This window comes from Streptomyces sp. NPDC052496 (assembly GCF_040679095.1).
Lineage (GTDB): Bacteria > Actinomycetota > Actinomycetes > Streptomycetales > Streptomycetaceae > Streptomyces.
Map to the genome: position 1 here is coordinate 74,932 of NZ_JBFAUH010000027.1, position 23,193 is coordinate 98,124.

At 73.8% G+C, this 23,193-nt stretch carries 22 protein-coding genes; 11 read left to right on the forward strand and 11 right to left on the reverse strand.

Annotation, left to right across the window (positions count from 1 at the left end; all coding sequences use genetic code 11):
- Positions 1-150: 150 nt before the first annotated feature.
- Positions 151-1,410 (reverse strand): phosphoribosylamine--glycine ligase, encoded by a 1,260-nt coding sequence (gene purD / locus AB0L45_RS30875; protein ID WP_365845742.1) that lies wholly within the window; start codon positions 1,408-1,410, stop codon positions 151-153.
- Positions 1,411-1,712: 302 nt separating this feature from the next.
- Between purD and AB0L45_RS30880 the strand changes: the two genes are divergently transcribed.
- Positions 1,713-2,453, forward strand: coding sequence for an SLATT domain-containing protein (locus AB0L45_RS30880; protein ID WP_365845744.1), 741 nt, complete (start codon positions 1,713-1,715; stop codon positions 2,451-2,453).
- A 275-nt stretch (positions 2,454-2,728) separates the two neighbouring features.
- Here the strand turns inward: AB0L45_RS30880 and AB0L45_RS30885 are convergent, their stop codons facing one another.
- The 4 genes from AB0L45_RS30885 to AB0L45_RS30900 form a co-directional block, all read right to left on the reverse strand.
- Positions 2,729-3,379: a hypothetical protein gene (locus AB0L45_RS30885; protein WP_365845746.1), complete on the reverse strand. Its 651-nt coding sequence runs from the start codon at positions 3,377-3,379 to the stop codon at positions 2,729-2,731.
- A 51-nt stretch (positions 3,380-3,430) separates the two neighbouring features.
- A complete protein-coding gene (locus tag AB0L45_RS30890; RefSeq protein ID WP_365845748.1) occupies positions 3,431-4,108 on the reverse strand; it encodes a GntR family transcriptional regulator in 678 nt (225 codons plus the stop codon).
- Between the two features lie 242 nt (positions 4,109-4,350).
- On the reverse strand, positions 4,351-5,709 hold the full coding sequence (locus AB0L45_RS30895) for an aspartate aminotransferase family protein (RefSeq protein ID WP_365845750.1): 1,359 nt from the start codon (positions 5,707-5,709) through the stop codon (positions 4,351-4,353).
- A 181-nt stretch (positions 5,710-5,890) separates the two neighbouring features.
- A complete protein-coding gene (locus AB0L45_RS30900; protein WP_365845752.1) occupies positions 5,891-6,466 on the reverse strand; it encodes a hypothetical protein in 576 nt (191 codons plus the stop codon).
- A gap of 186 nt (positions 6,467-6,652) precedes the next feature.
- Between AB0L45_RS30900 and AB0L45_RS30905 the strand changes: the two genes are divergently transcribed.
- Positions 6,653-7,399: a response regulator transcription factor gene (locus AB0L45_RS30905; RefSeq protein WP_365845754.1), complete on the forward strand. Its 747-nt coding sequence runs from the start codon at positions 6,653-6,655 to the stop codon at positions 7,397-7,399.
- A 2-nt stretch (positions 7,400-7,401) separates the two neighbouring features.
- The gene (locus tag AB0L45_RS30910; RefSeq protein WP_365845756.1) at positions 7,402-8,784 is read left to right on the forward strand and encodes a HAMP domain-containing sensor histidine kinase; all 1,383 of its coding nucleotides are present in this window, start codon (positions 7,402-7,404) and stop codon (positions 8,782-8,784) included.
- On the opposite strand, the gene AB0L45_RS30915 is transcribed toward AB0L45_RS30910, so the two are convergent.
- A complete protein-coding gene (locus tag AB0L45_RS30915; protein ID WP_365845758.1) occupies positions 8,773-9,609 on the reverse strand; it encodes a polyphosphate polymerase domain-containing protein in 837 nt (278 codons plus the stop codon). The genes AB0L45_RS30910 and AB0L45_RS30915 overlap by 12 nt on opposite strands.
- Positions 9,606-10,280 carry a DUF4956 domain-containing protein gene (locus AB0L45_RS30920; RefSeq protein ID WP_365845760.1) on the reverse strand — a complete coding sequence of 225 codons (675 nt, stop codon included), beginning with the start codon at positions 10,278-10,280 and terminating at the stop codon, positions 9,606-9,608. The genes AB0L45_RS30915 and AB0L45_RS30920 overlap by 4 nt, the downstream gene beginning before the upstream one ends.
- Before the next feature lie 323 nt (positions 10,281-10,603).
- Between AB0L45_RS30920 and AB0L45_RS30925 the strand changes: the two genes are divergently transcribed.
- From AB0L45_RS30925 to AB0L45_RS30935, 3 genes are all read left to right on the forward strand, one after another.
- Positions 10,604-11,266, forward strand: a complete 663-nt coding sequence (locus AB0L45_RS30925) for a DJ-1/PfpI family protein (protein ID WP_365845839.1) — start codon at positions 10,604-10,606, stop codon at positions 11,264-11,266.
- Positions 11,263-11,745 carry a MarR family winged helix-turn-helix transcriptional regulator gene (locus AB0L45_RS30930; RefSeq protein ID WP_365845762.1) on the forward strand — a complete coding sequence of 161 codons (483 nt, stop codon included), beginning with the start codon at positions 11,263-11,265 and terminating at the stop codon, positions 11,743-11,745. The genes AB0L45_RS30925 and AB0L45_RS30930 overlap by 4 nt, the downstream gene beginning before the upstream one ends.
- Positions 11,746-11,987: 242 nt before the next feature.
- Positions 11,988-13,835, forward strand: a complete 1,848-nt coding sequence (locus tag AB0L45_RS30935; RefSeq protein WP_365845764.1) for a serine/threonine-protein kinase — start codon at positions 11,988-11,990, stop codon at positions 13,833-13,835.
- A 116-nt stretch (positions 13,836-13,951) separates the two neighbouring features.
- Here the strand turns inward: AB0L45_RS30935 and AB0L45_RS30940 are convergent, their stop codons facing one another.
- Positions 13,952-15,238 (reverse strand): adenylosuccinate synthase, encoded by a 1,287-nt coding sequence (locus AB0L45_RS30940; RefSeq protein ID WP_365845766.1) that lies wholly within the window; start codon positions 15,236-15,238, stop codon positions 13,952-13,954.
- A gap of 235 nt (positions 15,239-15,473) precedes the next feature.
- Here AB0L45_RS30940 and AB0L45_RS30945 point away from each other — a divergent pair, with 235 nt between their 5' ends.
- The gene (locus AB0L45_RS30945) at positions 15,474-16,430 is read left to right on the forward strand and encodes a hypothetical protein (protein ID WP_365845768.1); all 957 of its coding nucleotides are present in this window, start codon (positions 15,474-15,476) and stop codon (positions 16,428-16,430) included.
- Between the two features lie 25 nt (positions 16,431-16,455).
- Here the strand turns inward: AB0L45_RS30945 and AB0L45_RS30950 are convergent, their stop codons facing one another.
- Complete coding sequence (locus AB0L45_RS30950) at positions 16,456-16,974, reverse strand: MarR family transcriptional regulator (RefSeq protein ID WP_365845770.1); 519 nt, start codon at positions 16,972-16,974, stop codon at positions 16,456-16,458.
- Between the two features lie 101 nt (positions 16,975-17,075).
- Between AB0L45_RS30950 and AB0L45_RS30955 the strand changes: the two genes are divergently transcribed.
- The 4 genes from AB0L45_RS30955 to AB0L45_RS30970 all read left to right on the forward strand — a co-directional run bounded on the left by AB0L45_RS30955 (position 17,076) and on the right by AB0L45_RS30970 (position 21,115).
- Positions 17,076-18,020, forward strand: coding sequence for an ABC transporter ATP-binding protein (locus AB0L45_RS30955; protein ID WP_365845772.1), 945 nt, complete (start codon positions 17,076-17,078; stop codon positions 18,018-18,020).
- Entirely contained in the window at positions 18,017-19,657 is a 1,641-nt protein-coding gene (locus AB0L45_RS30960) for an ABC transporter permease (RefSeq protein ID WP_365845774.1), read from the forward strand. The genes AB0L45_RS30955 and AB0L45_RS30960 overlap by 4 nt, the downstream gene beginning before the upstream one ends.
- 449 nt (positions 19,658-20,106) lie before the next feature.
- Positions 20,107-20,778, forward strand: a complete 672-nt coding sequence (locus AB0L45_RS30965) for a DUF6082 family protein (RefSeq protein WP_365845776.1) — start codon at positions 20,107-20,109, stop codon at positions 20,776-20,778.
- Between the two features lie 91 nt (positions 20,779-20,869).
- Positions 20,870-21,115, forward strand: coding sequence for a hypothetical protein (locus AB0L45_RS30970; protein ID WP_365845778.1), 246 nt, complete (start codon positions 20,870-20,872; stop codon positions 21,113-21,115).
- 24 nt (positions 21,116-21,139) lie between these two features.
- Here the strand turns inward: AB0L45_RS30970 and AB0L45_RS30975 are convergent, their stop codons facing one another.
- On the reverse strand, positions 21,140-21,796 hold the full coding sequence (locus AB0L45_RS30975) for a response regulator transcription factor (RefSeq protein WP_365845780.1): 657 nt from the start codon (positions 21,794-21,796) through the stop codon (positions 21,140-21,142).
- The gene (locus AB0L45_RS30980) at positions 21,793-23,151 is read right to left on the reverse strand and encodes a histidine kinase (protein ID WP_365845782.1); all 1,359 of its coding nucleotides are present in this window, start codon (positions 23,149-23,151) and stop codon (positions 21,793-21,795) included. The genes AB0L45_RS30975 and AB0L45_RS30980 overlap by 4 nt, the downstream gene beginning before the upstream one ends.
- Positions 23,152-23,193: the final 42 nt, after the last annotated feature.

Genomic DNA, 23,193 nt, shown 5'->3' on the forward strand with positions numbered 1-23,193 from the left:
TGGCAGAGCGACGGCCGGCCGGAGCAGCCCAGTGGCAGAGCGACGGCCGGCCGGAGCAGCCCAGCATCAGGCCAGGGAGACCCACCAGCGCACCGGCAGCCGGCCCGGGAGCGTGCCTACCGCCCCCTCGCCGCCCCCTAGCCGTCGCTCTCAGCTCTCCCCCGCCGCCCGCGCCGCGATGTCCGTACGGTGGTGCGAACCGTCCAGCGTGATCCGGCCGAGCGCCCGGTAGGCACGCTCCCGGGCCGCGGCCAGGTCGGCGCCGGTGGCCGTCACGGACAGCACCCGGCCGCCCGCGCTGACCACCTCGCCGGTGGCGGCGTCCTTCTTCGTACCGGCGTGCAGGACGTACGCGCCGGGCGCGTCCTTCTCCGCGACCTCGGTCAGGCCGCCGATCGGGTCACCCGTGCGCGGCGTACCGGGGTAGTTGTGCGAGGCCACCACGACCGTCACCGCGGCGTCGTCGCTCCAGCGCAGCGGCGGCAGCGCGGCGAGCGTGCCGGTCGCGGCGGCGCGCAGCAGCGCGGACAGCGGGGTGCGCAGCCGGGCCAGCACGACCTGGGTCTCGGGGTCGCCGAAGCGCGCGTTGAACTCGATGACGCGCACGCCGCGCAAGGTGATCGCCAGGCCCGCGTACAGGAGTCCGGAGAAGGGCGTGCCGCGGCGGCGCAGTTCGTCGACGGTGGGCTGCAGCACGCTCCGCTGCACCTCGTCGACCAGCTTGGGGTCGGCCCAGGGGAGCGGGCTGTAGGCGCCCATGCCACCGGTGTTCGGGCCCTGATCGGCGTCGTGCGCGCGCTTGAAGTCCTGGGCGGGCTGCAGCGGTACGACGGTCTCGCCGTCGGTGACGGCGAACAGGGAGACCTCGGGGCCGTCCAGGAACTCCTCGATGACGACCCGGTCGCAGGCCAGCGCGTGCGCGCGGGCGGCCTCGACGTCCTCGGTGACCACGACGCCCTTGCCGGCCGCCAGGCCGTCGTCCTTGACGACGTACGGGGCGCCGAACGCGTCCAGTGCCGCGTCGATCTCTTCCGGGGTGGTGCACAGGTAACTGCGGGCGGTGGGCACCCCGGCGGCGGCCATCACGTCCTTGGCGAACGCCTTGGAGCCCTCCAGCTCGGCCGCCCGGGCGGACGGCCCGAAGACCGGGATGCCGCGCTCGCGGACGGCGTCGGCGACCCCGGCGACCAGTGGCGCCTCGGGGCCGACCACCACCAGGTCCGCTTCCAGGCGCTGCGCCAGGTCTGCCACGGCCGCGCCGTCGACGGCGTCGACGGCGTGCAGCTCGGCCACTTCCGCGATGCCGGCGTTGCCGGGGGCGCAGTGCAGCGCGGTGACGTCGGGGTCGAGGGACAGTGAGCGGCACAGGGCGTGTTCGCGGGCGCCGCCGCCGATGACGAGGACCTTCACGTGTGCAGCCTAGTCGCCGTCGGCGCCGGTGCGGGGCGGCGCCCCCGCGGGCCCCGTAGGGCGGGGCGGGGTCTGCGGGGACGAGACGGGCGGAAGGCGGGGAAACCGTACGACGCCGGGCAGTGGCCACTCTTTCGAGTGAGAGCGGGCATGGTCCTATACCTGATTCCGCACCACTTCCGGGCGGAAATAAAGCGATCTTGGGGGCGAGGCCCACCGTTCGGCGGTAGGAAGGTGGATGCGCACCGGCCGTCTCGTACGTACCGCGCGCACCGCACGTATCTGCATGAGGGAGTGCACGGGTGAGTCAGCCGGAGATGCAGCCCGAGGGGCTCCCTCGGGAGGAGCGCGGGCCCGGGGGCGGCCGCGGCGATCTGGGGAGCCGCCCCTTCCCGCTGGGGGACTGGGGCGAGCCGGCTGAGCGCCTCGACGAGCTGTACCACTGGGTCGAGGAGGGCGCCTTGCGGGCCGCCTCCTGGTACCTGCACGACCGGGTGGCCAAGCGGCGCGGTGCGCGGGCGCTGCGCCTGGGGGCCGCGATCGGGGTGGCGGCGGGCGGCCTGATGCCGCTGCTCGATCTGACCGGGGTGGCGCCCGGGGGCGCGAAGTGGGGGTACCTGGCGCTGCTGGTGGCGGCGGCGTGCGTGGCCGGTGACCGGTTCTTCGGGGTGACCGCGGGCTGGATGCGGGACATGGCGACGGCGCAGGCGGTGCAACGGCGGCTGGAGGCCCTCCAGTTCGACTGGGCCTCGGAGAATGTCCGCGAGGTCCTCGGCCCGACGGAGGGCACCGCGGGCGAGGCGGCGGAGCGCTGTCTGGGCGTACTGCGCCGGTTCAACGAGGACATCGCGGAGCTGGTGCGGGCCGAGACCGCCGACTGGATGGCCCAGTTCCGTCCAGGCCCGCTGCCGCCGGCCGCGCGGGCGACCGCGCAGTGGGGCCAGCGCCCGGAGCCCGGCGGTCCGCAGCCCGGCCGGATCACGCTTCCTCCGGGCACCCGCCCCAACATGCCGCGGCAGCGGCCGCCGGAGTCCCCTCGCTGAGGCGAACACCCGCTGGCACACGTACCCGCTTGCCCACGTACGCCTGCTTGCCCACGTACGTTCGCCCGCGCACCGAGCGGACCTACGCGGCGCGCGGGCGAACGTACGCGGCGCGCAAGCGGGCGGACGCCTCGGCCCGCACACGGCGTACAAGCGGGCGTACGCCCCGGCCCGCACACCGCCCGCGCACGGCCCACACGCGGGCGTACACCTCGATCCGCACACGGCGCGCAAACAGGCGTACTCCCCAGCCCACAGACGCCGCACCGCCCCCGTCAGCTGAAGACGATCATCGACCCCTGCCCCAGACTGCGGGTCGCGGCGGCGTGCAGCCCCAGCCAGACGTGCCGCTCCCGCGCGAACGGGCTGTCGTCGAGCGGCAGCCCCTCCACCCGTTCCTCCAGCGTGGTGGGGCGCGACGGCGGCTGCGGCGCGGCCGGCGGATTGGCCGGATCGATACCGATGGTTGGCGCGACCAGTTCGAGATCGCGCAGCAGACCGTGTGCCGAACCCAGCGGCCCGCCGCCCGCCAGCAGTTCGTCGGTGGCCAGCGGATGCGGGAAGTCGACCGGGACGTACGCACCCGCGTGGTCGTAGTGCCAGACCAGGTGGGACTCCTGGGCCGTGGTCTCGAACATCTCCAGCAACTGCTCGTAGTCCCCGCCCAGTTCGTCCACCGGGGTCACTTCGAGCCCGCAGATCCGCAGCAGGTACGCACGCCGCAGGAAGTGCAGCGCGTCGTAGTCGAAGCCCGCCACGGGGGCGACGTCCCCGGAGAGGCCGGGCATGTAGCTGAAGACGGGGACGGGCGGCAGTCCCGCCTCCGTGAGGGCCTGGTCGTAGACGGCGATCTCTTCGGAGAAGGGGTTGTCGGGGCTGTGGCACAGCACATCGACAAGGGGGACCAGCCACAGGTCACATGCCACGAGATGAGGCTCGCTTCCGGTCGGGTGGGGGGCGGTCGGGACAGCGTAGTGCTACCCGGGGCCACCGACGAGAGCGAGGGAGTGCTCGTTGTACTCGCGCACCAGCCGCTGCGCCTCGGGCAGGTCGTGCCGCGCGACGGCGCTGACCAGATCGCGGTGGCCGCACCACAGGCGGCCGCGCAGATCCGCCTCGCGCCGCAGCAGCGGCACGGCGAAGACCCAGCTCTGGACCCGTACCCGGTCCAGGAAGTCACTGATGTACGGGTTTCCCACCAGACTGCCCAGTTCGCGCCAGAAGCGCAGGTCGTACCCGATCAGTACGTCCAGGTCCCCGGCCCGCGCGGCCCGTTCGGCCTCCTCCGCGCGGCGCCTGACGGACATCATCACCGCGGGGGACGCGGTGCTCAGCGCCCGTTCCGCGCGGGTGCGGAAGATGCCCTCGACGATCAGGGTGCGGGCCTCGACCATGGCCCGGTAGTCCGCGGCCGTGAAGGCGTGCACCCGGAAGCCGCGGTGCTGTTCGACGTCGAGGAGCCCCTGGGCGCACAGGTCGAGCAGCGCCTCGCGTACGGGCGTCGCGGAGACGCCGTACTGCTCGGCGATCTCCTTGACCGTGAACTGGTCTCCGCAGGGCAGCCGTCCGGCCAGCACCTCGTCGCGCAGCGCGTCGGCGATCTGCTGGCGCAGGGTGTTGCGCCGTATGACTGCGCTGCCTGGGCCGGCGGGCATCGTGTCCGTCTCCTTCGGCGGCCGCGTGGGCCCGGGGGCCCGTGCGACCGCATGGTCCGTAGACCGCGCAAGGAGAGCGGCCCTCGCCCTCACGATAGGCGAGGGGGACGGGCGGGGCGACGGTGGCGCAGGGGCCGGGCCGGGACGGCCGGTGCCGCCGGGCCGGTCCGGCGGGAGCTCCGGGCCGGCCCGGCAGGGGCTCCGGGCCGGCCCGGCGGGGGTTTCCGGCCCCGCGCCCCCGCTCAGCGGGTGTGCGCGTCCGCCGCCGACAGGGCCGCGTCCAGGATCGCCAGGCCTTCCTTCGCCTCGGCCTCCGTGACGGTGCAGGCCGGCACGGCGTGCGTACGGTTCATGTTCACGAAGGGCCACAGGCCGCCCCGCTTGCAGGCCGCCGCGAACTCGGCCATCGGCGCGTTGGCCGCGCCCGACGCGTTGTACGGGACGAGCGGCTCGCGCGTCTCCTTGTCCTTGACCAGCTCCAGCGCCCAGAAGACGCCCAGGCCGCGCACCTCGCCGACCGAGGGGTGCCGCTCCGCGAGGGCCCGCAGTCCGGGCCCGAGGACCTGCTCGCCGATCTCCGCGGCGTTCTCCACGATCTTCTCCTCGGCCATCGCGTTGATCGTGGCGACGGCGGAGGCGCAGGCCAGCGGGTGCCCGGAGTAGGTCAGGCCGCCCGGGTAAGGACGCTGGTCGAAGGTGGCGGCGATCTCGGCGGAGATCGCGACGCCGCCCAGCGGTACGTAGCCGGAGTTGACGCCCTTGGCGAAGGTCAGCAGGTCCGGGATGACGTCGAAGTGGTCGGCGGCGAACCAGCGGCCCGTACGGCCGAAGCCCGCCATGACCTCGTCCAGGATGAAGACGATGCCGTACCGGTCGCAGATCTCGCGGACACCGGCCAGGTAGCCGGGCGGAGGGACCATGATCCCGGCGGTGCCGGGGACGGTCTCCAGGATGACCGCGGCGACCGACTGCGGACCCTCGAAGGCGATCGTGTCCTCCAGGTGCGCGAGGGCGCGCTCGCACTCCTGGGCCTCGGTCTCCGCGTGGAAGGGCGAGCGGTACCGGAACGGGCCCCAGAAGTGCACGACACCGGCCGAGGCGGTGTCGGAGGGCCAGCGGCGCGGGTCGCCGGTCAGGTTGATCGCGGCGGCGGTGGCGCCGTGGTACGAGCGGTAGGCGGACAGCACCTTCGTCCGGCCGGTGTGCAGCCGGGCCATGCGGACCGCGTTCTCCACGGCCTCCGCGCCGCCGTTGGTGAAGAAGATCTTGTCGAGGTCGCCGGGGGTGCGCTCGGCGACCAGCCGGGCGGCCTCGGACCGGACGTCCACGGCGAAGCCCGGTGCGATCGTGCACAGCTTGCCGGCCTGCTCCTGGACCGCGGCGACGACCTTCGGGTGCTGGTGGCCGATGTTGGTGTTGACCAGCTGGGAGGAGAAGTCGAGGTAGCGGTTGCCGTCGTAGTCCCAGAAGTACGAGCCCTCGGCACCGGCCACCGGCAGCGGGTCGATCAGGCCCTGCGCGGACCAGGAGTGGAAGACGTGCGCGCGGTCGGCGGCCTTGACCGCCGCGCCTGCTGCCGGGTCGGGTTGCGTCGTGGTCACGGTCACTACCTCGGATCGCTCGGGCCCGCCAGGGGGCACGGTACGGCGGACGCCCTCAGCCTAGGGAGCGCCGTGCGACGCCAGGCACCGACACTGTGTAAGGCGCTCCGCGCGGGCGCGGACAGTCTGTCGGTGGGGCTGTAGGAAGCTCCAGGGCGGTCCCGGCAGCTGCTGGGACGGCTCAGTCGTCATCGTCGTCCGGGGCCTGGGCGGCCTGCGGGCGGCCGTCCGCCGCGCAGCGGAGCGTGTACGCGTGGTCGTCGCCGGAGTGGTCGTCGAGCGGCTCGAACTCGATCGCCGCGGTGGCGGCCGGGCCGCGCCGTACGTCGTCCGCGCGGTAACCGGTGGCCGGGCTCCAGGCCGTCAGGTAGACGCGGCCGTCCGTACGGCACTCCGCGGTGGCGGTGCCGCCGGCCAGGCGGACCGTTCCGCCACCGGCGGGGCGGGCCGTCGGGGAGCCGGAGGCGGTACGGGACGGGGACGCGGCCGGACCGGACGGCGACCCCGGCCCTCCTGACTGCGCGGAGGACGGGCCTTCGGAGGACGGCCCTTCGGAGGACGGACTCGGGGCGCCCGGTTCCGGCGAGGCGGCGCGGGCCGCGGCGAGCTTGTCCCGTACGCCTCCGTCGTCCAGTGGTACGGCCCGCTCGTGGCGACCGCCGGTGTCGGCACTCGCCAGCGACCAGGCACCGAGACCGCCCGCCGCGGCCACCGCACACACCCAGGCAGCCGTCGCCGCCACACTGCGCCACGCCATCACGCCGTCCTTCCCGCCGTCCGTCGTACGGCCCCGGCGCCCGTACGGCCCGCGTCACCGTCCCGGTCACCCTCCCGCACCCTTTCCTAACGTCCGGTTAAGGCGCGGACAAACCCCTGGCCCGGCGCGCACCGGCCGGCCCCGGCACCTCCCGCCCCGGCGGCGCGCCTGGTTACGGTGACGGGCATGTCCCACCTCCTCGTCGTCGAGGACGACCCCCAGCTGCGCGGCGCGTTGCTGCGCGCCCTGCGCGACCGCGGCCACGCCGTGGCCACCGCGGCGACCGGCATGGCCGGCCTGGACGCCGCTGTGACGGACCGCCCGGACCTCGTCGTCCTGGACCTCGGGCTGCCGGACGTGGACGGTGCGCAGGTGCTGCGGATGCTGCGGGCCGTCAGCGACGTACCGGTGATCGTCGCCACCGCGCGCGACGAGGAGCCGGACATGGTCGCGATCCTCGGGGACGGCGCCGACGATTACCTCGTCAAGCCCTTCGGCGCTGCGCAGTTGGACGCCCGTATCAAGGCGGTGCTGCGCCGCCTCACCACCACCGGACCGGAACCCGCGCTGCGGGTCGGTGGCCTGCGCGTGGACCCGGCCGCGCGCGAGGTGTCCCTGGACGGCACGCCGCTCGACCTGACGCCACGCGAGTTCGACCTGCTCGCCTACCTGGCGCGCCGCGCGGGGCAGGTGATCTCGCGGCGGGAGCTGCTGGCGGAGGTGTGGCAGCAGCCGCTGGGTGGCGCCGACAAGACGGTGGACGTGCATCTGTCGTGGCTGCGGCGGAAACTGGGCGAGACGGCGCAGCGGCCGCGCTACCTGCACACGGTCCGGACGGTGGGGGTCAAGCTGGCGGCCCCGGACGCGGCGGACGGCGCGGACCCGGCAGGCACCCCGCCCGCATCCACGTCCACCCCGCGCCGCACGCCGTAACCATGCGCCGCAGCCTGCTCCTCCTGACCGCCGCGACCACCGCGCTGGTCCTCGCCGCCCTGCTGGTCCCGCTCGCCCTGCTCACCCGCAGCCACGCCGCCGACCGGGCCACCGCCGACGCCACCTCGCGCGCCCACTCGCTGGCCGCCGGGGTCGGTCAGGCGCTGGCCGGCGCGCCGGGCGGCGGATCCGGCGGGGCCGCGGACGCGCGCCGGGCCGCCGCGGGCATCGTCGGCTCCGCCAACGGCCCCGGTCTGCCCCGTACCTCGGTCGTACTGGCCGACGGCGCCGTGCTCGGGCCCGCCACGCCCGTCACCGACGCGGTGCGGCTGGCCCGCTACGGGCGGGCGTTCACGTACGAGCCGCCCTCCGGGGGCCGTACCGTCCTGGTGCCGGTACAGGGGGTGGCGGGCGGCACCGCGGTCGTCCTCGTCGCCCTGTCGGAGAGCCGGCTGTACGCGGGCACGCTGGCCTCGTCGCTGGAGCTCGCCGGGATCGGTGTGGCGCTGGTGCTGCTCGGGCTGCTGGTCGCCGACCGGCTCGGTGCCCGCCTGGTCGGCTCCGCGCGCCGCCTGTCCCGGGTCGCCGACCGGCTGGCCGCAGGCGACCTGGCGGCCCGCGCCGAACCGTCCGGGCCGCCCGAACTGCACGCGGTGGCCCGGCAGGTGAACCACCTCGCGGACCGTATCGAGGGCTTCCTGACCGCCGAACGGGAGAACGCGGCCGACCTCGCACACCGGCTGCGCACCCCCGTCGCCGCGCTGCGTCTGGACGCGGAGGGGCTGCGCGACCCGGCGGAGGCGGAGCGGATCGCGGCGGGCGTGGCGGCGCTGGAGCGCAGCGTCGACGACATCATCCGTACGGCACGCGAGCCGCTGCGCGCGGCCCGGCGGGACGCGGAGGGCCCGCGGACGGACACGCCGCCGGCCCGTACCGCACAGCACCCGCCCCGGGCCGACCTGGCCGCCGTGGCCCGCGAACGCGCGGACTTCTGGCGGCCGCTGGCGGAGGACCAGGGCCGCGAGCCGGCCTTCCAGGCCCCTGACGGGCCGGTCGTCGTACGGGCCGACGCGGCCGGGCTCGCCGCGGCCGTGGACGCCCTGATCGGCAACGTCTTCGACCACACCCCGGACGGCGCCGGGCTGCGCGTCACGGTCGCCCGCGAGGACGACGGCCGGGGCCGGCTGACCGTCGAGGACGACGGCCCCGGCTTCCCGGCCGGGCACGTCCCGGAACGCGGCCGCAGCGGCGGCGGGTCGACGGGGCTGGGTCTGGACATCGTGCGCCGGGCGGCGGAGGAGTCGGGCGGCTCACTGGAGTGCGGCACGTCGGCCGGGGGCGGCGCACGCGTCACGGCCCGCTTCGGCCCGGGCCTACGCGCCTGACGGCGTCCCGGCCTCCCAACCGTGGGCCGCCGCCCGCGGGAACGCCGCCCGCACCGCCCGCCGCCACTGGTTGGCCGTCAGGCCGGGCCGGAGCGCCGCCATCGCCCCGCAGTACTTGGTGAACTCCGCGGCGCGCAGCCCGTAGGTGTGCAGCAGCCGGTCCGCATCCGTCAGGTGGCCGGTGACCGGGGTCTTGGTCTCGACCAGGACCAGGCCGCCGTCGGCCCGTACGCTGCGGCCGGTGCTGGCGTCCCGGCAGACCAGGTCGGCGTCGCAGGTGATGCGCTGCCCGTCGGCGACGAACGTGGTGCGCCGGTAATCGGTCACCAGCGACGGCACCAGCTCCTCGGGGGCGGCGATGCCGTACGTACCGTGCAGGACGGCGGCCAGGAAGCCGCGCGGGCCGCGCCCGAGCGTCGCCTCCCCGGGCAGCAGCGGCTGCCGCCGTTTGAGCGTCTCGCCGCGCCGCCCCTTGAGCTTGATCTCGAACTGCCGCTCCCCGGAGTCCTCGTACAGCCGCTCGCGGATCTTGTAGCGGTAGCGCCGGCCCTGCCGGTGGTCGTGGAAGGTCTGAAGGTCAGGGGTGTCGTAATAGACCGAGTGGTACCCGAACCAGCGGCGGCCGTTGATGCACAGCGCGTGGAAGGGGCCGCCCGGCCGCCGCGGGTCGGTCAGCCGGGCGGCGAAGTCCGCGAAGACCTCGACCGGTACCAGGTAGCTGTGGTCGATGCGGGCCATCAGCTCCGCGCGGGCCTGGAGTTCGGAGAGGGTTATCGGGCGCGCGGCCATGGCGGCGCGGGCGATCGCCCGTACGGCGGGAATCACACGGTCTCCTCGGAAAGGGGACGGGGCTGCGGGTGCGCGGGGGGACGGGTGATCGTGCGGGGCCGGTTGCGGTGGGAGCGTTGTGAGGTCGTACGAGCGGGCCTGCCGAAAGGTTCCGGCAGGCGGAAGCGGACGTCCACCACCATCAGGTCCCGGACAAAGTCGACTTCCTTGACCGTCCAGTTGAAGGGCTCACCGCCGAGGCGGCGGGCCAGGTCGTCGCGGAGCGCCTGCTGCCCGGTGTGGACGGCGTCGAGGGTGACGACGGTGCGGCAGGTGCGGGCCATCAGCCGTGGGTGGTCGGCGCCGTACATGACCAGGAGCAGCAGCCCGGCGAGCGACGCCGCCATGGGGAATCCGAGGTGCGGCAGGCCGCACAGCAGGCCGAGGACCAGGGTCGTGAAGTAGTACGCGACCTCCTCGTGCTGGATCGAGTCGGACCGCAGCCGGATGATCGACAGCACTCCGAACAGGCCGAAACCGAGCGCCGTGCCGCCCTCGCCGACCTGGGCCAGCGCGGAGACGACCGCGAACAGCGCGACGTTCAGCGCGAGGTAGGCGGGCACCAGGTCGCGGCGCCGGTGGCGCGGGTAGTAGATGGCGAACGTCAGCACGCTCACCGCGGCGAGGTCGAGCACGAGGTGGGCGGCGAGCTGCCCCGGCGTCTCCATGGCGCTTCTCCTGTCGGTCGCTGATCGGTACGCGTCAGACGCTAGGAACGGACGGGTTAACTCCACCCCTCCCCGCGGGTTAACGCGCGCGGCCCACCCGGACGGCCGACATCCGGCCCGCCTATTGACAGCCTGCTGTCATAGCGACAGGATGCTGTCACAGGGTCCGCGCGGCACCGTGCGGCGCGGCCCGCTCACCAGGGGGAGCCACCGTGGCCCGTACGACCGAACAGTCCCGTACGACCGAGCAGCCCAGCACCGCCGGGCAACCCAGCACCACCGTCCAGCCCAGCACCACCACCCAGCCCCGCACCGCCGCCCAGATCCGCACCACCGACGCGCCCCGAACCACCGTCCACCTGGCCGTCTACGACACGCTCGCCGACTGGGAGCCCGGCTTCGCCACCGCCCACCTGCGCGCGGGCACCGCCTTCCGCGCCGGCCGTACCGGCTTCGACGTCGTGACCGTCGGCCTCGGGGACGACCGCCCGGTGACCACCATGGGCGGACTGCGGATCACGCCCGACACGACGCTCGACGCCCTCGCCCCCGGGGACAGCGCGTTGCTGATCCTCCCCGGCGCCGGCCTGTGGGACGCCGGAGACACCCTCGCCCCGTTCGCCCGGACGGCCCGTACGTTCCTGGAGGCGGGCGTTCCGGTCGCCGCCATCTGCGGCGCGACCGCCGGCCTGGCCCGCGAGGGGCTGCTCGACAGCCGTACGCACACCAGCGGCGCGGCCGGCTACCTCGCCGCGCAGGACGGGTACGCGGGCGGCGGGCACTACCGGGAGACGGACGCGGTGCGCGACCGCGGGCTGATCACGGCCGGGCCGACCGAACCGGTCGCCTTCGCCCGGGAGATCCTCGCCGAGCTGGACGTACTGGAGCCGCACGTGCTCGACGCCTGGTTCCGGCTCTTCCGGCACTCGGACGCGAGCGCCTTCCCGGTACTGGCGGCCGCGGGCCAGGAAGGGGAAGCGGCGTGAGCACGCCGGACGCCGGCACCGGTGACGCCCCGCGCACCGACCCCGCCCCCGAACTCCTCAGCCGTACCGCCCTCGGCGTCTTCCGCCTCAACGGCCAGTTCCTCGCGGTGTCGGAGAAGCTGGCGCGCCCGGCCGGCCTGACCACCGCCCGCTGGCAGGTGCTCGGCGCCGTGGCGGGCGGGCCGCTGCCCGTGGCCGGGATCGCGCGGGCGATGGGCATCACCCGGCAGAGCGTGCAGCGGGTCGCGGACCTGGTGGTGGCGGAGGGGCTGGCCGAGTACCGGCCCAACCCCGCGCACCGGCGGGCCAAGTTGCTCGCCCTCACGGACGACGGTCTGACCGCTTTGCGCCGGATCACCCCGGATCACGGCGCGTTCGCCGCCGAGCTGGCCGAACAGCTCGGCGGGGCACCTGAGTTCCGTGCGGTCATGGAGGCGGTGGAGACGCTGTCGCGCGCGCTCGATAACCTCGGCTACTGAGTTCACCGGAGTGTGGGCTCGTGCCCGCGTCCTGACGACCGTTCCGAAGCCCGCGCCCGGCCCGGCCGGCCCGACCGCACCGCCTCGCACCACGTACCACTCGGCCCGGCCACGGCCCGTACGGACACCGGGGAACCGAAACGAAACCGGCGGCGTCGTCCAGAACGTTCGCGTCTGCGGCGCCGTCCCCGCAGGGCACGTCCGGGAGCACAGGGCGAACAAGGTGAAAGGGCAAGCGGAACGTGAATGAGCGCGCAGAGCGCGGCCGCCTCGGGCAGCTCGGCCCCCAGGACCCGCCGCGGATCGGGGCGTACCGGCTGCTGGGGCGGCTGGGCGAGGGCGGTATGGGCCGGGTCTACCTCGCCCGTTCCGACCGCGGCCGCACGGTCGCCGTCAAACTGGTCAAGACCGAACTGTCGGGCCAGGACGACTTCCGGGCCCGCTTCCGGCAGGAGGTGCAGGCCGCGCGGCGGGTCGGCGGCGAGTGGACCGCGCCCGTCCTGGACGCCGACACCGAGGCCGCCACACCGTGGGTCGCCACCGGTTACATCGCGGGCCCCTCGCTCCGGCAGGTGATCACCGAGGGCCGCACGCCGCTGCCCGAGCGCTCCGTACGGATCCTCGCCGGCGGGCTGGCGGGCGCGCTGCGCAGCATCCACGCCGCCGGCATCGTGCACCGCGACCTCAAGCCGTCCAACATCCTGCTCACCATCGACGGTCCGAAGGTCATCGACTTCGGCATCGCGCGGGCGCTGGAGGCGGTGACCGTCGGCGGCGGTCTGACCCGCACCAACCAGGCGGTCGGCTCGCCCGGCTTCATGTCGCCCGAGCAGGTGCGCGGCAGGCCCGTCACGCCCGCCAGCGACGTGTTCTGCCTCGGCTCGGTGCTGATGTTCGCGGCCACCGGGCGGCTGCCCTTCGGTACGTCCGACAGCGGTGTGCACGCCCTGATGTACCGCATCGCCCAGGAGGACCCGGACCTGACCGGGCTGCCGTACGGGCTGCACAGCCTGGTCGCCGCCTGCCTCGCCAAGGACCCGGCGCAGCGCCCGACGCCGGACCAGCTCATCGCGTACACCAGGTCCGACGACGACGGCCACGAGCCCTGGCTGCCGGGCGCGCTCATCGCCGAGCTGGGGCGGCACGCCGTCCAGCTGCTCGACGCGGAGAACCCCAACGGCGCCGGGGACGAGCCCGGCGGCCCGCCCTGGGAGTCCGCCGACCGCCACGCCGACCGCTCCTGGAGCCACTCCGAAGCGGCCCGGGAGCAGACCCCCGCACCCGCTCCGCCGCCCGCGTCGGTCCCGATGCCGCCGCCGGCCTCCGGGTCCGCGACCCCGCCGCCGTACGCGGCGGCCGGCGCCCCGGCGCCCGTGACGGCCGGTCCGGAGGCCCCGGACGCCACCGTGGCCCCGCCCGCGTCCGCCACCACGCACGGGCGGCGACGCAAGAGCCCCACCGGCCGCACCGGTCACGGCGGCAGCTCCGGCCACAGCAACAGCGGTCACGGCAGTCACAACAGCCACAGCGGCGGGCGTTCCGGGCCCGTCGGCCGCGGCCGCTCCACCGGCGCTGCCGGCCGCGGCCGCAAGCGCACCGCCAGCCTGGCCGCCGCCGTCGGCATCGGCCTCGCCACCGCCGGCATCGGCATCGCCTACGTCCTGTTCAGCCCCGAGGACGACGGGGCCCCCGCGAAGGCCGACGGCTCCACCGTGACCGCGGCGGACGGCAAGGTCGGCAAGGCGGCCGGCAAGGAGCCCGGCGTCATCCCGCAGAAGTTCCTCGGCGTCTGGGAGACCAAGCGCGGCAAGGGCGGCAGCGACACGTACCGCTTCACGATCTCCCAGGGCGCGGTCGGCGACACCGTCCTGGCCATGGAGGTGCGCGGCCCCACCTTCCGCTGCGAGTTCAAGGCCATCCTCATGAACGGCGGACCGCCGCTGCGCCTCGGCCCCACCACCGTCGTGGCGGGCCCGGCGACCAGCTGCAGCCCGGGCGCCCCCAGCACGCTGCGCATCCAGCCCGACGGCAAGCTCCGCCGCGCCTTCGACGACGGCAAGCCGACGTTCACGTACACGAAGAAGGGGTGAGGCCGGGCGGCCCGCCCCGGGACGGCCGCGACACGCGAAAGCCGTGTCCCCGCTCCGGAGCGGAGCGGGGACACGGCTCGCGTACGGTCACCGCCTCACGGGCGGCCCGGTACCCGTCAGTCCAGGAACGAGTTGATCTCGATCGTCTCGTCCCGGCCCGGGCCGACGCCGATGGCGGAGATCGGCGCGCCCGACATCTCCTCCAGCGCCTTGACGTACGCCTGGGCGTTCTTCGGCAGCTCGGCGAAGGTCTTGGCCTTGGTGATGTCCTCGGACCAGCCCGGCAGGGTCTCGTAGATCGGCTTCGCGTGGTGGAAGTCGGTCTGCGAGTAGGGCAGCTCCTCGACGCGCTTGCCGTCGATCTCGTACGCGACACAGACCGGGATCTGCTCCCAGCCGGTGAGCACGTCCAGCTTGGTCAGGAAGAAGTCGGTCAGGCCGTTGACGCGGGTCGCGTAACGGGCGATGACCGCGTCGAACCAGCCGCAGCGCCGGTCGCGGCCGGTGGTCACACCGCGCTCGCCGCCGATGGTGCGCAGCGCCTCGCCGTCCGCGTCGAACAGCTCGGTCGGGAACGGACCGGCGCCCACGCGGGTGGTGTACGCCTTGAGGATGCCGATGACCCGGTTGATCTTCGTGGGGCCGACCCCCGCGCCGGTGCAGGCGCCGCCCGCGGTCGGGTTGGAGGAGGTCACGAACGGGTAGGTCCCGTGGTCCACGTCGAGCAGCGTGCCCTGGCCGCCCTCGAAGAGGACGACCTTGCCGTCGTCGATCGCGTTGTTCAGCAGGAGGGTGGTGTCGGCCACGTAACCCTTGATCTGGTCCGAGTAGCTGAGCATCTCCTCGACGACCTGCTCGGCGACCACCGCACGGTGGTTGTAGAGCTTGGCCAGCACCTGGTTCTTGAAGTCGAGGGCCGCCTCGACCTTCTGGTGCAGGATCGACTCGTCGAAGAGGTCCTGCACGCGGATGCCGGTGCGGTTGATCTTGTCGGCGTAGGTCGGGCCGATGCCGCGGCCCGTCGTACCGATCTTCCGCTTGCCGAGGAAACGTTCCGTGACCTTGTCGACCGTGATGTTGTACGGCGTGATCAGGTGCGCGTTTCCGCTGATCAGCAGCTTGGACGTGTCGACACCACGCTCGTTGAGTCCGCTCAGCTCGGAGAGCAGGACCGCGGGGTCGACGACGACACCGTTGCCGATGACCGGGGTGCACCCCGGCGAGAGGATTCCGGAAGGGAGAAGGTGCAGCGCGTATTTCTGGTCGCCTACGACAACCGTGTGACCGGCGTTGTTGCCGCCCTGGTAACGCACCACATAGTCGACGGACCCACCGAGCAGATCGGTGGCCTTTCCCTTGCCCTCATCACCCCACTGAGCACCGAGCAGCACAAGTGCGGGCACAGGCGTACACCCCTTCCGGGCGGGGCATGTCCAACGTGCGCGAGGCCGTGTGCGCGCGGACGCACGCGTACGGCAACGCTGAAGCCGTCGAACCGGTGCCCCGGAATAGACGAAGCCCCTGGCGCAATAGCGCAAGGGGCTCTTGCACCGAGATGCTACCTGAGGAAGGACCGAGGTGTCGGCGCAGCCTTCTGGGCACTCTCTCCCGGACGGGGTCCGGGGGCACCCCCTGCTCGTGGTCATCGACCCGGCCGCCCGCAGTACGGACGGGGAATCCGTACGGATCGCCAAGGACGTCCTGTGCGCGGGCGCGGCCGCGAAGATCTGCCTCCCGGACGGACCCGAGGAGTACGCGCGGGCGCTCGCCCGCCGCGGCCATCGCCGCCCCGTGGTGATCGGCGACGACCGCGCCCTGCTGCGCGCCGTGGCGCTGCTGCACAAGGAGCGCGATCTGGCGGGCGTGGCGCTCGCGGTGGTGCCGGTGGGCGCGCCGGGCACGGTGGAGCTCACCCGCGCGCTGGGCGTGCCGACGGACACCGTCGCCGCCGCGCGGGCGGTCCTGGACGGCACGGACCACAGCCTGCACCTGCTCACCGACGACAGTGACGGCATCGTGCTGGGCGGCCTGGACATCCCCTCCGGCACGGAACCGGAACCGCGGGCCGAGCCGGGCCGCCGGCAGCGGCGGCGGCACCGGGGGCCGGTGCCCGAAGGCCGGCAGGGGCGGCCGGGCGGCTCCGAGCGGCGCCTGCCGGGCCCGCGCGCCGGCGCGGAAGCGGGCTCCCGGCCGGACCCGCGCGCGCCCTGGTGGGCCCGGCTCACCCGTGGAGCCCGTACGGCTCTGTCGCGGCTCACGGCCGCCGCCGGCACCTCGCGCCCGCCCGGCAGCCGGCGCTCCCGTCCGGCGGGCCACCGGCTGCGGGTCGAGGCGGACGGCGTGGTGCTGGCCGACCTGGACCGCCCGGTGCGGTGGGTCTCGGTGACGCCCGGCGACGGCGACGGCACCGGGCTGGCCGAGGTCGTCGTGCACTGGCTGGAGTCCGGGCCGCCGGTACGGGCCCGGGCGCGGGCGGTGACCGTCTCGGGCGCGGACTTCCGCTACCGGGCGGACGTGGTCGTCGGCGGCCCGGTCCGGACCCGTACGTGGACGGTGCACCCGGACGCGTGGCGGCTGACGCTGCCGCACGACTGAGCCGGCGCCGGGCGGCGGCCGTGCCTCAGCTGTCCTCCGCGAGCCGCTGCGCCCGGTGCTCGCGCCAGCGTTCCAGCAGCACCTCCAGCTCGCCCTGCATGAACTCGAAGAACTCGACGGTCTCGGCGACCCTGGCGCCGGCGGGCGTGTCCGGTCCGAGGGTCTTCGCGCCCTCCCGCAGCACTTCCTCCCAGCGGGTCAGCACCTTGTCGCGGTTGCCCAGCGTCTCGTACCAGAGCTCGTTGTAGAGCCGGTAGCGGTCCCGTCTGGTGCCCGGTTCGCGCTCGCGGCGGACCATGCTGACCTGCACCAGGTAACGGACCGCGCCGGAGACGGCGGCGGGGCTGATCTGCAGCTGCTCGGCCAGTTCGGCCGAGGTGAGAGTGCCGGAGTCGGAGGCGAGCAGGGCCGCGAAGACCCGGGAGGCCATCCGCTGCATGCCCGCCTCGGCCAGTTCCGCCGCGAAGCGTTCCACGAAGCGGGAGACCGCCTCCTCGTCCCGCCCGGTGGTCCGGTCCTGGTGCTGCTCCGCCTGCTCGCTCACCGTCTCATCCTCTCCCCTGTGCCCCCGGCCCGGAACGTTCCCTCAACTTTATACGCTTTCTTAACTTCACAAATTTGTGAAAGAAGCGTACGTTCAAAAACATGACGAAGGCAATCTCGGTGTCCGGCCTCCGCAAGACCTTCGGCCGGACCCAGGCGTTGGACGGTCTCGACCTCGGCGTCGAGACCGGTGAGGTGCACGGCTTCCTCGGCCCCAACGGGGCGGGCAAGTCCACCACCATCCGTGTCCTGCTCGGCCTGCTGCGCGCCGACGGGGGCGGCGCTCAGCTGCTGGGCCAGGACCCGTGGCGCGACGCGGTCGCCCTGCACCGCCGGATCGCCTACGTCCCCGGGGACGTCACCCTGTGGCGCAACCTCTCCGGCGGCGAGGTCATCGACCTGTACGGGCGGCTGCGCGGCGGCCTCGACCGGGCCCGCCGGGACAGCCTCCTGGAGCGCTTCGAGCTGGACCCCACCAAGAAGGGCCGGACGTACTCCAAGGGCAACCGCCAGAAGGTCGCCCTGGTCGCCGCGTTCGCCTCCGACGTGGACCTGCTCATCCTGGACGAGCCGACCTCCGGGCTGGACCCGCTGATGGAGGAGGTGTTCCAGGACTGCGTCGAGGAGGAGCGCGACCGCGGCCGTACGGTGCTGCTCTCCAGCCATGTGCTGTCCGAGGTCGAGGCGCTGTGCGACCGGGTCAGCATCATCCGCAGGGGCCGTACCGTCGAGTCCGGCTCGCTCGCCGACCTGCGGCACCTGACCCGTACGAGCGTGACCGCCGAACTGGCCGGCGCGCCGAACGGCCTCTCCGCCCTGCCCGGCGTGCACGACCTCGACATCCAGGGCCACCGGGTCCGGCTCCAGGTGGACACCGACAAGCTGGACGCGGTGCTGCGGTCGCTCAGCGGGTCCGGCGTACGCAGCCTGACCAGTACGCCGCCCACGTTGGAAGAGCTGTTCCTGCGCCACTACCAGGACGACACCCCGGCCGCCCGAGGAACGGCAGCCGCCGCCTCCGCTGCCCAGAAGGCGGCCCTGCGATGACTGCCGTGACGCTCCCCGCCGCCACCCGCACCGGCGGCTCCCGCGGCCTGGCCGGCACCGGCACCCTGCTGCGCCTGGCACTGCGCCGCGACCGGCTGATGATCCCGGCCTGGGTAGTGCTGCTGGGACTGACCGTCGTCAGCATGAGCAGCGCTCTGGAAAAGTTCTACGACACACCCGCCAAGCGCGCGGAAGTGGCGGGCTCGATGACCGCCAACGGATCACTGCGCGCCGTCTACGGCCCGGTGTTCAGCGACTCCCTGGGCGGCCTGACCGCCTGGCGCATCGGCGGCATCGCCGCGCTGCTGGCCGGCGTGCTGAGCCTGCTCATCGTCGTACGCCACACCCGCGAGGAGGAGGAGACCGGCCGCCAGGAACTCCTCTCCGCCGCCATGGTCGGCCGGCGCGCACCGCTCACCGCCGCCCTGCTCACCGCGCTCGTCGCCGACGCGGCGCTGGCCCTGTTCGTCACCGCCGGGCTGGCCGCCTCCGGCCGGCCGGCGGACGGGGCGCTGGCCCTCGGCCTCGCCGTCGGCGGCACCGGCCTGGTCTTCGCCGGGCTGGGGGCGGTCACCGCGCAGCTCACCGAGAGCGCGCGGGCCGCCAAGGGGCTGGCCGGGGCGGTGCTCGGCGCGGCCTTCGTGCTGCGGGCCGCGGGCGACGCCGTCACCGAGGACGCCTCCTCCCCGCTCACCTGGGCCTCCCCCGTCGGCTGGGCCGAGAACCTGCGCGCGTTCGCCGACGAGCGCTGGTGGGTGCTGCTGCTCTTCCTCGCCGGCACGGCCGTCACGGCCGTCACCGCGTACTCCCTCACCGCGCGCCGCGACCTCGGCGCGAGCTTCCTGCCCGCCCGCCCGGGACCGGCCCGCGCACCCGCCTCCCTCAGCGGCCCCTTCGGGCTGGCCTGGCGCCTCCAGCGGACCACCCTGCTCGGCTGGTCGGCCGGCTTCCTCGCCGCCGGCGCCGTCTTCGGCGGCATCATCGACGGCGCGTCCGGCCTGGTCGGCGACAACGAGCAGACCCGCGAGATCTTCCAGCGGATGGGCGGGCAGCAGGGCCTGACCGACGCGTTCGTGTCCGCGCTGACCGGCATACTCGGCATGGTCGCGGCCCTCTACGCCACGGGCGCGGTGCTGCGGCTGCGCGGCGAGGAGACCGGCGACCGGGCCGAGCCGGTGCTGGCCGGCGCCGTCGGACGGCTGCGCTGGGCCACCGGGCACCTGGCGATCGCCTTCGCCGGCACGGCCCTCGTCCTCCTCCTGGGCGGCCTGGGCCTCGGCCTCACGTACGGCCTGACGGCCGGCGACGTCGGCGGACAGCTCGGCCCCGCGGTGGGCGCGGCGCTGGCCCAGACCCCGGCCGTCTGGACGCTCACCGGCCTCGCGGTGCTGCTCGTCGGCGCCCTGCCCAAGGCGTCGGCCGCCGCCTGGGCCGTGGTCGGCGGCTGCCTCGGCATCGGCTGGGTGGGCCCGGCCGTCCGGCTCCCCCAGTGGGTGATGAACCTGTCACCCTTCAGCCACCTCCCGAAGCTCCCGGGCGCCGAGACCACCGCGGCCCCGTTCCTGTGGCTGCTCGGCCTCACCGCGGTCCTGGTGGCCGCGGGCCTGGCAGGACTGCGGCGCCGCGACATCGGCTGAGCGCCGGGACGGCACGCCTCCCGGACGTGCGGCGCCGGAGCTGTAGCGGACTCCGGCGCCGCACTTCCCCGTACGCCACCGCTGCGTCGTACGGCGGGAGCGACCCCCGCCCGGGGGCGTGCGCCGGTCCGGCGTCCGCGCTCCCCACCGCTCCAACTGGTCGAGACCTCCTGCCGCCACCGGTGCTCCGTGAGCGCCCGGAAAAGACCAGTGGAGCGGGAGTGAGGCATTCCGCGCCGGTGTGCCGCGGGCCACGCCGTGGGCCGCGGTTGTCCGCCTTTACGGCTGGGCACACATCCGGCGAGCGGCGATGACGGCGCGCACAGGCCGGCACGCCGCGGTTTCACGCCTGAGGGCGGGCGGAGGTGTCCGTGAACGGAATGGGACCACGCACAGCGATCTCGGTACTGCGGAATCTGGGAGTCGTCCTGGCGGCCGGAGCAGCCTGTGTGCTGTTCAGCCTGATCATGACGATGGTGCCCGGTCTGCGCACCCCCGGCAGCGGAAATGCGGGCCAGGCTTATGGCGCCGCGGCTTCTTCCACCGCCGTACTGGTGCTGTTCTACATGGCGAGGACGCTGCGCCTGCAGCGCGACGAGACCTCGCTGCAACGCCAGGAACTGGAACTGCAACGCGCGGAAATGCGGCTGCAACGCACCGAACTGGAGCTGCAGCGGGACGAGCTGCGCCGGTCGGCCGGTGAACTGCACCGCAGCGCCGAGGCCGATATGCGGCGCCTGCACATGGAACTGCTCAAGATGAGCATCGGCGACCCGGAACTGGCCGAGGTCTGGCCCGCGTACGCACCGGGCCTGTCACCGAAGGAGAACCGCCAGTACCTGTACGCCAACCTGATCTACTCCCATTCCATGCTCGTCCACAAGCTGGGGATGGCGAACGACCGCGAGATGCTCGGCCATCTGCGCTACATCACCGACACTCCGGTCTTCCGCGGCTACTGGGAATCCGCGCGCTTCATGCGCGCCGAAATGGATCACGCATCGCACGAACACCAATTCGCCGTTCTCGTGGACGAGGCACTGACCCAGACGAACGCCCAGCCACCGGCACCCCCCGTGCCGAATCTGCGTTTGATCGACGGGCAAAACACCGAGCAGTGACCCACTCACAGGTGTAGTGCTTTTCCCCCGAAGGGAAAACCTCTGCAATTCGGCTCGCACTGCCGCGCGCCACCGGGGTAGTCCAGGGCCGGTGACAGCACCCGACATCTCCCGGCGCCTGGGCGCCACCCCCCAGGAGCGCGGCAGCGTGGGCAACGGCAGCTGCCCCGATCTGTTCGAACTCAGCGACGGCCGTATCGCCGTGATCGGCACCGACATGACGGCCGACCTGGACGGCAAACTGCCGGACGACGCCAGCCGCGCCGAGTACGAAAAGATCGTGGTGATCACCCGCGACACCCTGCTGCGGGCCAGACCCGACATCGCGCACCTGTGAGCCGCCCGGCGCGCCGGGCGGCCGTCACCCGCCCGGCGTGACCAGCCGCGCCTCGTACGCGAAGACCGCCGCCTGGGTGCGGTCGCGCAGTCCCAGCTTCACCAGAATCCGGCTGACGTGCGTCTTCACCGTCGACTCGGCCACGACCAGATGCTCGGCGATCTCACCGTTGGACAGTCCCTGGGCCACCAGCACCAGGACCTCGGTCTCCCGCTCGGTGAGGTCGCCGACGCGTTCCTGGGTGGGTGCCCTGGGCGTGTCCAGCTTGGAGAACTCCGAGATCAGCCGCTTGGTGACGGCCGGCGCGAGCAGCGCCTCGCCGTTCGCCACGATCCGTACGCCCTCCGCGAGCTGGCCCGCCGAGGCGTCCTTGAGCAGGAAGCCGCTCGCCCCGGACCGCAGCGCCTGGTAGACGTACTCGTCCAGGTCGAAGGTGGTCAGCACCAGCACCTTGGCGTCCGCGTCGGCCGCGACGATCTCGCGGGTCGCCTCCAGCCCGTTCATGTGCGGCATCCGGATGTCCATCAGCACCACGTCCGGCCGCAGCTCGGCGACCTTGGCCACCGCCTGCCGGCCGTCCACGGCGGCGCCCACCACCTCGATGTCCGGCATCGCGCCCAGCAGCACCGAGAAGCCCTCCCGGACCATCTCCTGGTCGTCCACGATCAGTACCCGGATCACGCCGTCTTCCCCTCCGCCGCACCCGGCGTCGCCGACACCGGGATGAAGGCCGCGACCTCGAAGCCGCCGTCCTCGGTGTGGTCCGCGGTCATCTCCCCGCCCAGCATCTGCACCCGTTCCCGCATTCCCAGTACGCCGTGCCCGGCCCCCGGTGACGGTTTGGCCAGGCGGCTCGCCTTGCCGTTGACGATACGCAGTCCGAGACCGCCGAGCACGTACGAGATCTCCACCCGCGCCTCGGCACCCGGCGCGTGCCGCAGCGTGTTGCTCAGCGCCTCCTGGACGATGCGGTACGCGGACAGCTCGACGCCCTGCGGCAGCGGCCGCGGCGAGCCGGTGATCACCGCTTCGACGACCAGCCCCGCACTGCGCACGCTCTCCAGCAGCGAGTCGAGACTGGCCAGCGTCGGCTGCGGCGCCTCGGGGTCGGCGTCGGCGAAGGCGTCCGGGTCCTCGGACCGTACGACACCGAGGATGCGGCGCAGCTCGGTCAGCGCGGCCACCGCGTTCTCCCGGATGGTCGAGAAGGAGGTGGCCAGCTCGGGCGGGGTGTCCTTGACCCGGTACGGGGCGGCCTCGGCCTGGATGGCGATGACGGACATGTGGTGCGCGACCACGTCGTGCAGCTCGCGGGCGATCAGGGCGCGCTCCTCCAGGAGAGTGCGCCGTGAGCGTTCCTCGGCGGTGGCGGTCCGGGTCTCGACGACGTTCTGCCGCTCCTCGCGCCAGGCGCGGATGGCGGCGGCGGGAACCAGCACGAACACCGTGAACACCGCGAACGCCACCACGTCCGAGAGCCGCCGCGGCAGGAACACCACCATGAGACCGCCCGCGGCCATGGTGGTCAGCCACATCTCGGCGGCCAGCCGGGGCCGGGTGCGGAGCACGACCAGGGCCATCACCGCGATGTGGAGGACGGCGCCGATCTCGTACCCGGCGGAATCGGACCCGGTGACGGCGTACACCGCCATCGTGAAGAACAGCGCCGCGCCCGACAGCCAGAACGCGCCGACCGGCCGGAAGAGCGTGAGCACGATCGGCGCGGCGAGCAGGAAGCTCTGGACCACCGTGAAGAGCAAGGACAGCGGGCCGGAGCGGGCCAGCACGCTCGTCGCCCCGAGGAAGACGACGGCCGCGACGCCCGCGAGCACGAAATGCGGGGCCCAGCGCACATGGCGGCGCAGCCGCTGGGGCGCCCACGACCAGCCGGACACGCGCGCGTCGTCCAGGGGCAGCATCGGGCGGAAGGCGAAGGCGTCCACGATCAGGTCCTGGCGCAGCCGGTCGAGCGCGCCGCGGACGAGCCGGGCTTCCGAGCGCAGGTCGTCGCGCTGCGAGTGGGTCGTCTGGTTCACGCACACCACGGTATGCAGCGCGCGGCCTGCGGTCGTCCCCTG

Coding starts and splice junctions, on each gene's coding strand:
- AB0L45_RS30900 (WP_365845752.1), bottom strand. CDS start 6,466: ATGGCGTGGCGCAGTGTGGCGGCGACGGCTGCCTGGGTGTGTGCGGTG.
- AB0L45_RS30920 (WP_365845760.1), bottom strand. CDS start 10,280: ATGGAGACGCCGGGGCAGCTCGCCGCCCACCTCGTGCTCGACCTCGCC.
- AB0L45_RS30905 (WP_365845754.1), top strand. CDS start 6,653: ATGTCCCACCTCCTCGTCGTCGAGGACGACCCCCAGCTGCGCGGCGCG.
- AB0L45_RS30955 (WP_365845772.1), top strand. CDS start 17,076: ATGACGAAGGCAATCTCGGTGTCCGGCCTCCGCAAGACCTTCGGCCGG.
- AB0L45_RS30910 (WP_365845756.1), top strand. CDS start 7,402: ATGCGCCGCAGCCTGCTCCTCCTGACCGCCGCGACCACCGCGCTGGTC.
- AB0L45_RS30890 (WP_365845748.1), bottom strand. CDS start 4,108: ATGCCCGCCGGCCCAGGCAGCGCAGTCATACGGCGCAACACCCTGCGC.
- AB0L45_RS30960 (WP_365845774.1), top strand. CDS start 18,017: ATGACTGCCGTGACGCTCCCCGCCGCCACCCGCACCGGCGGCTCCCGC.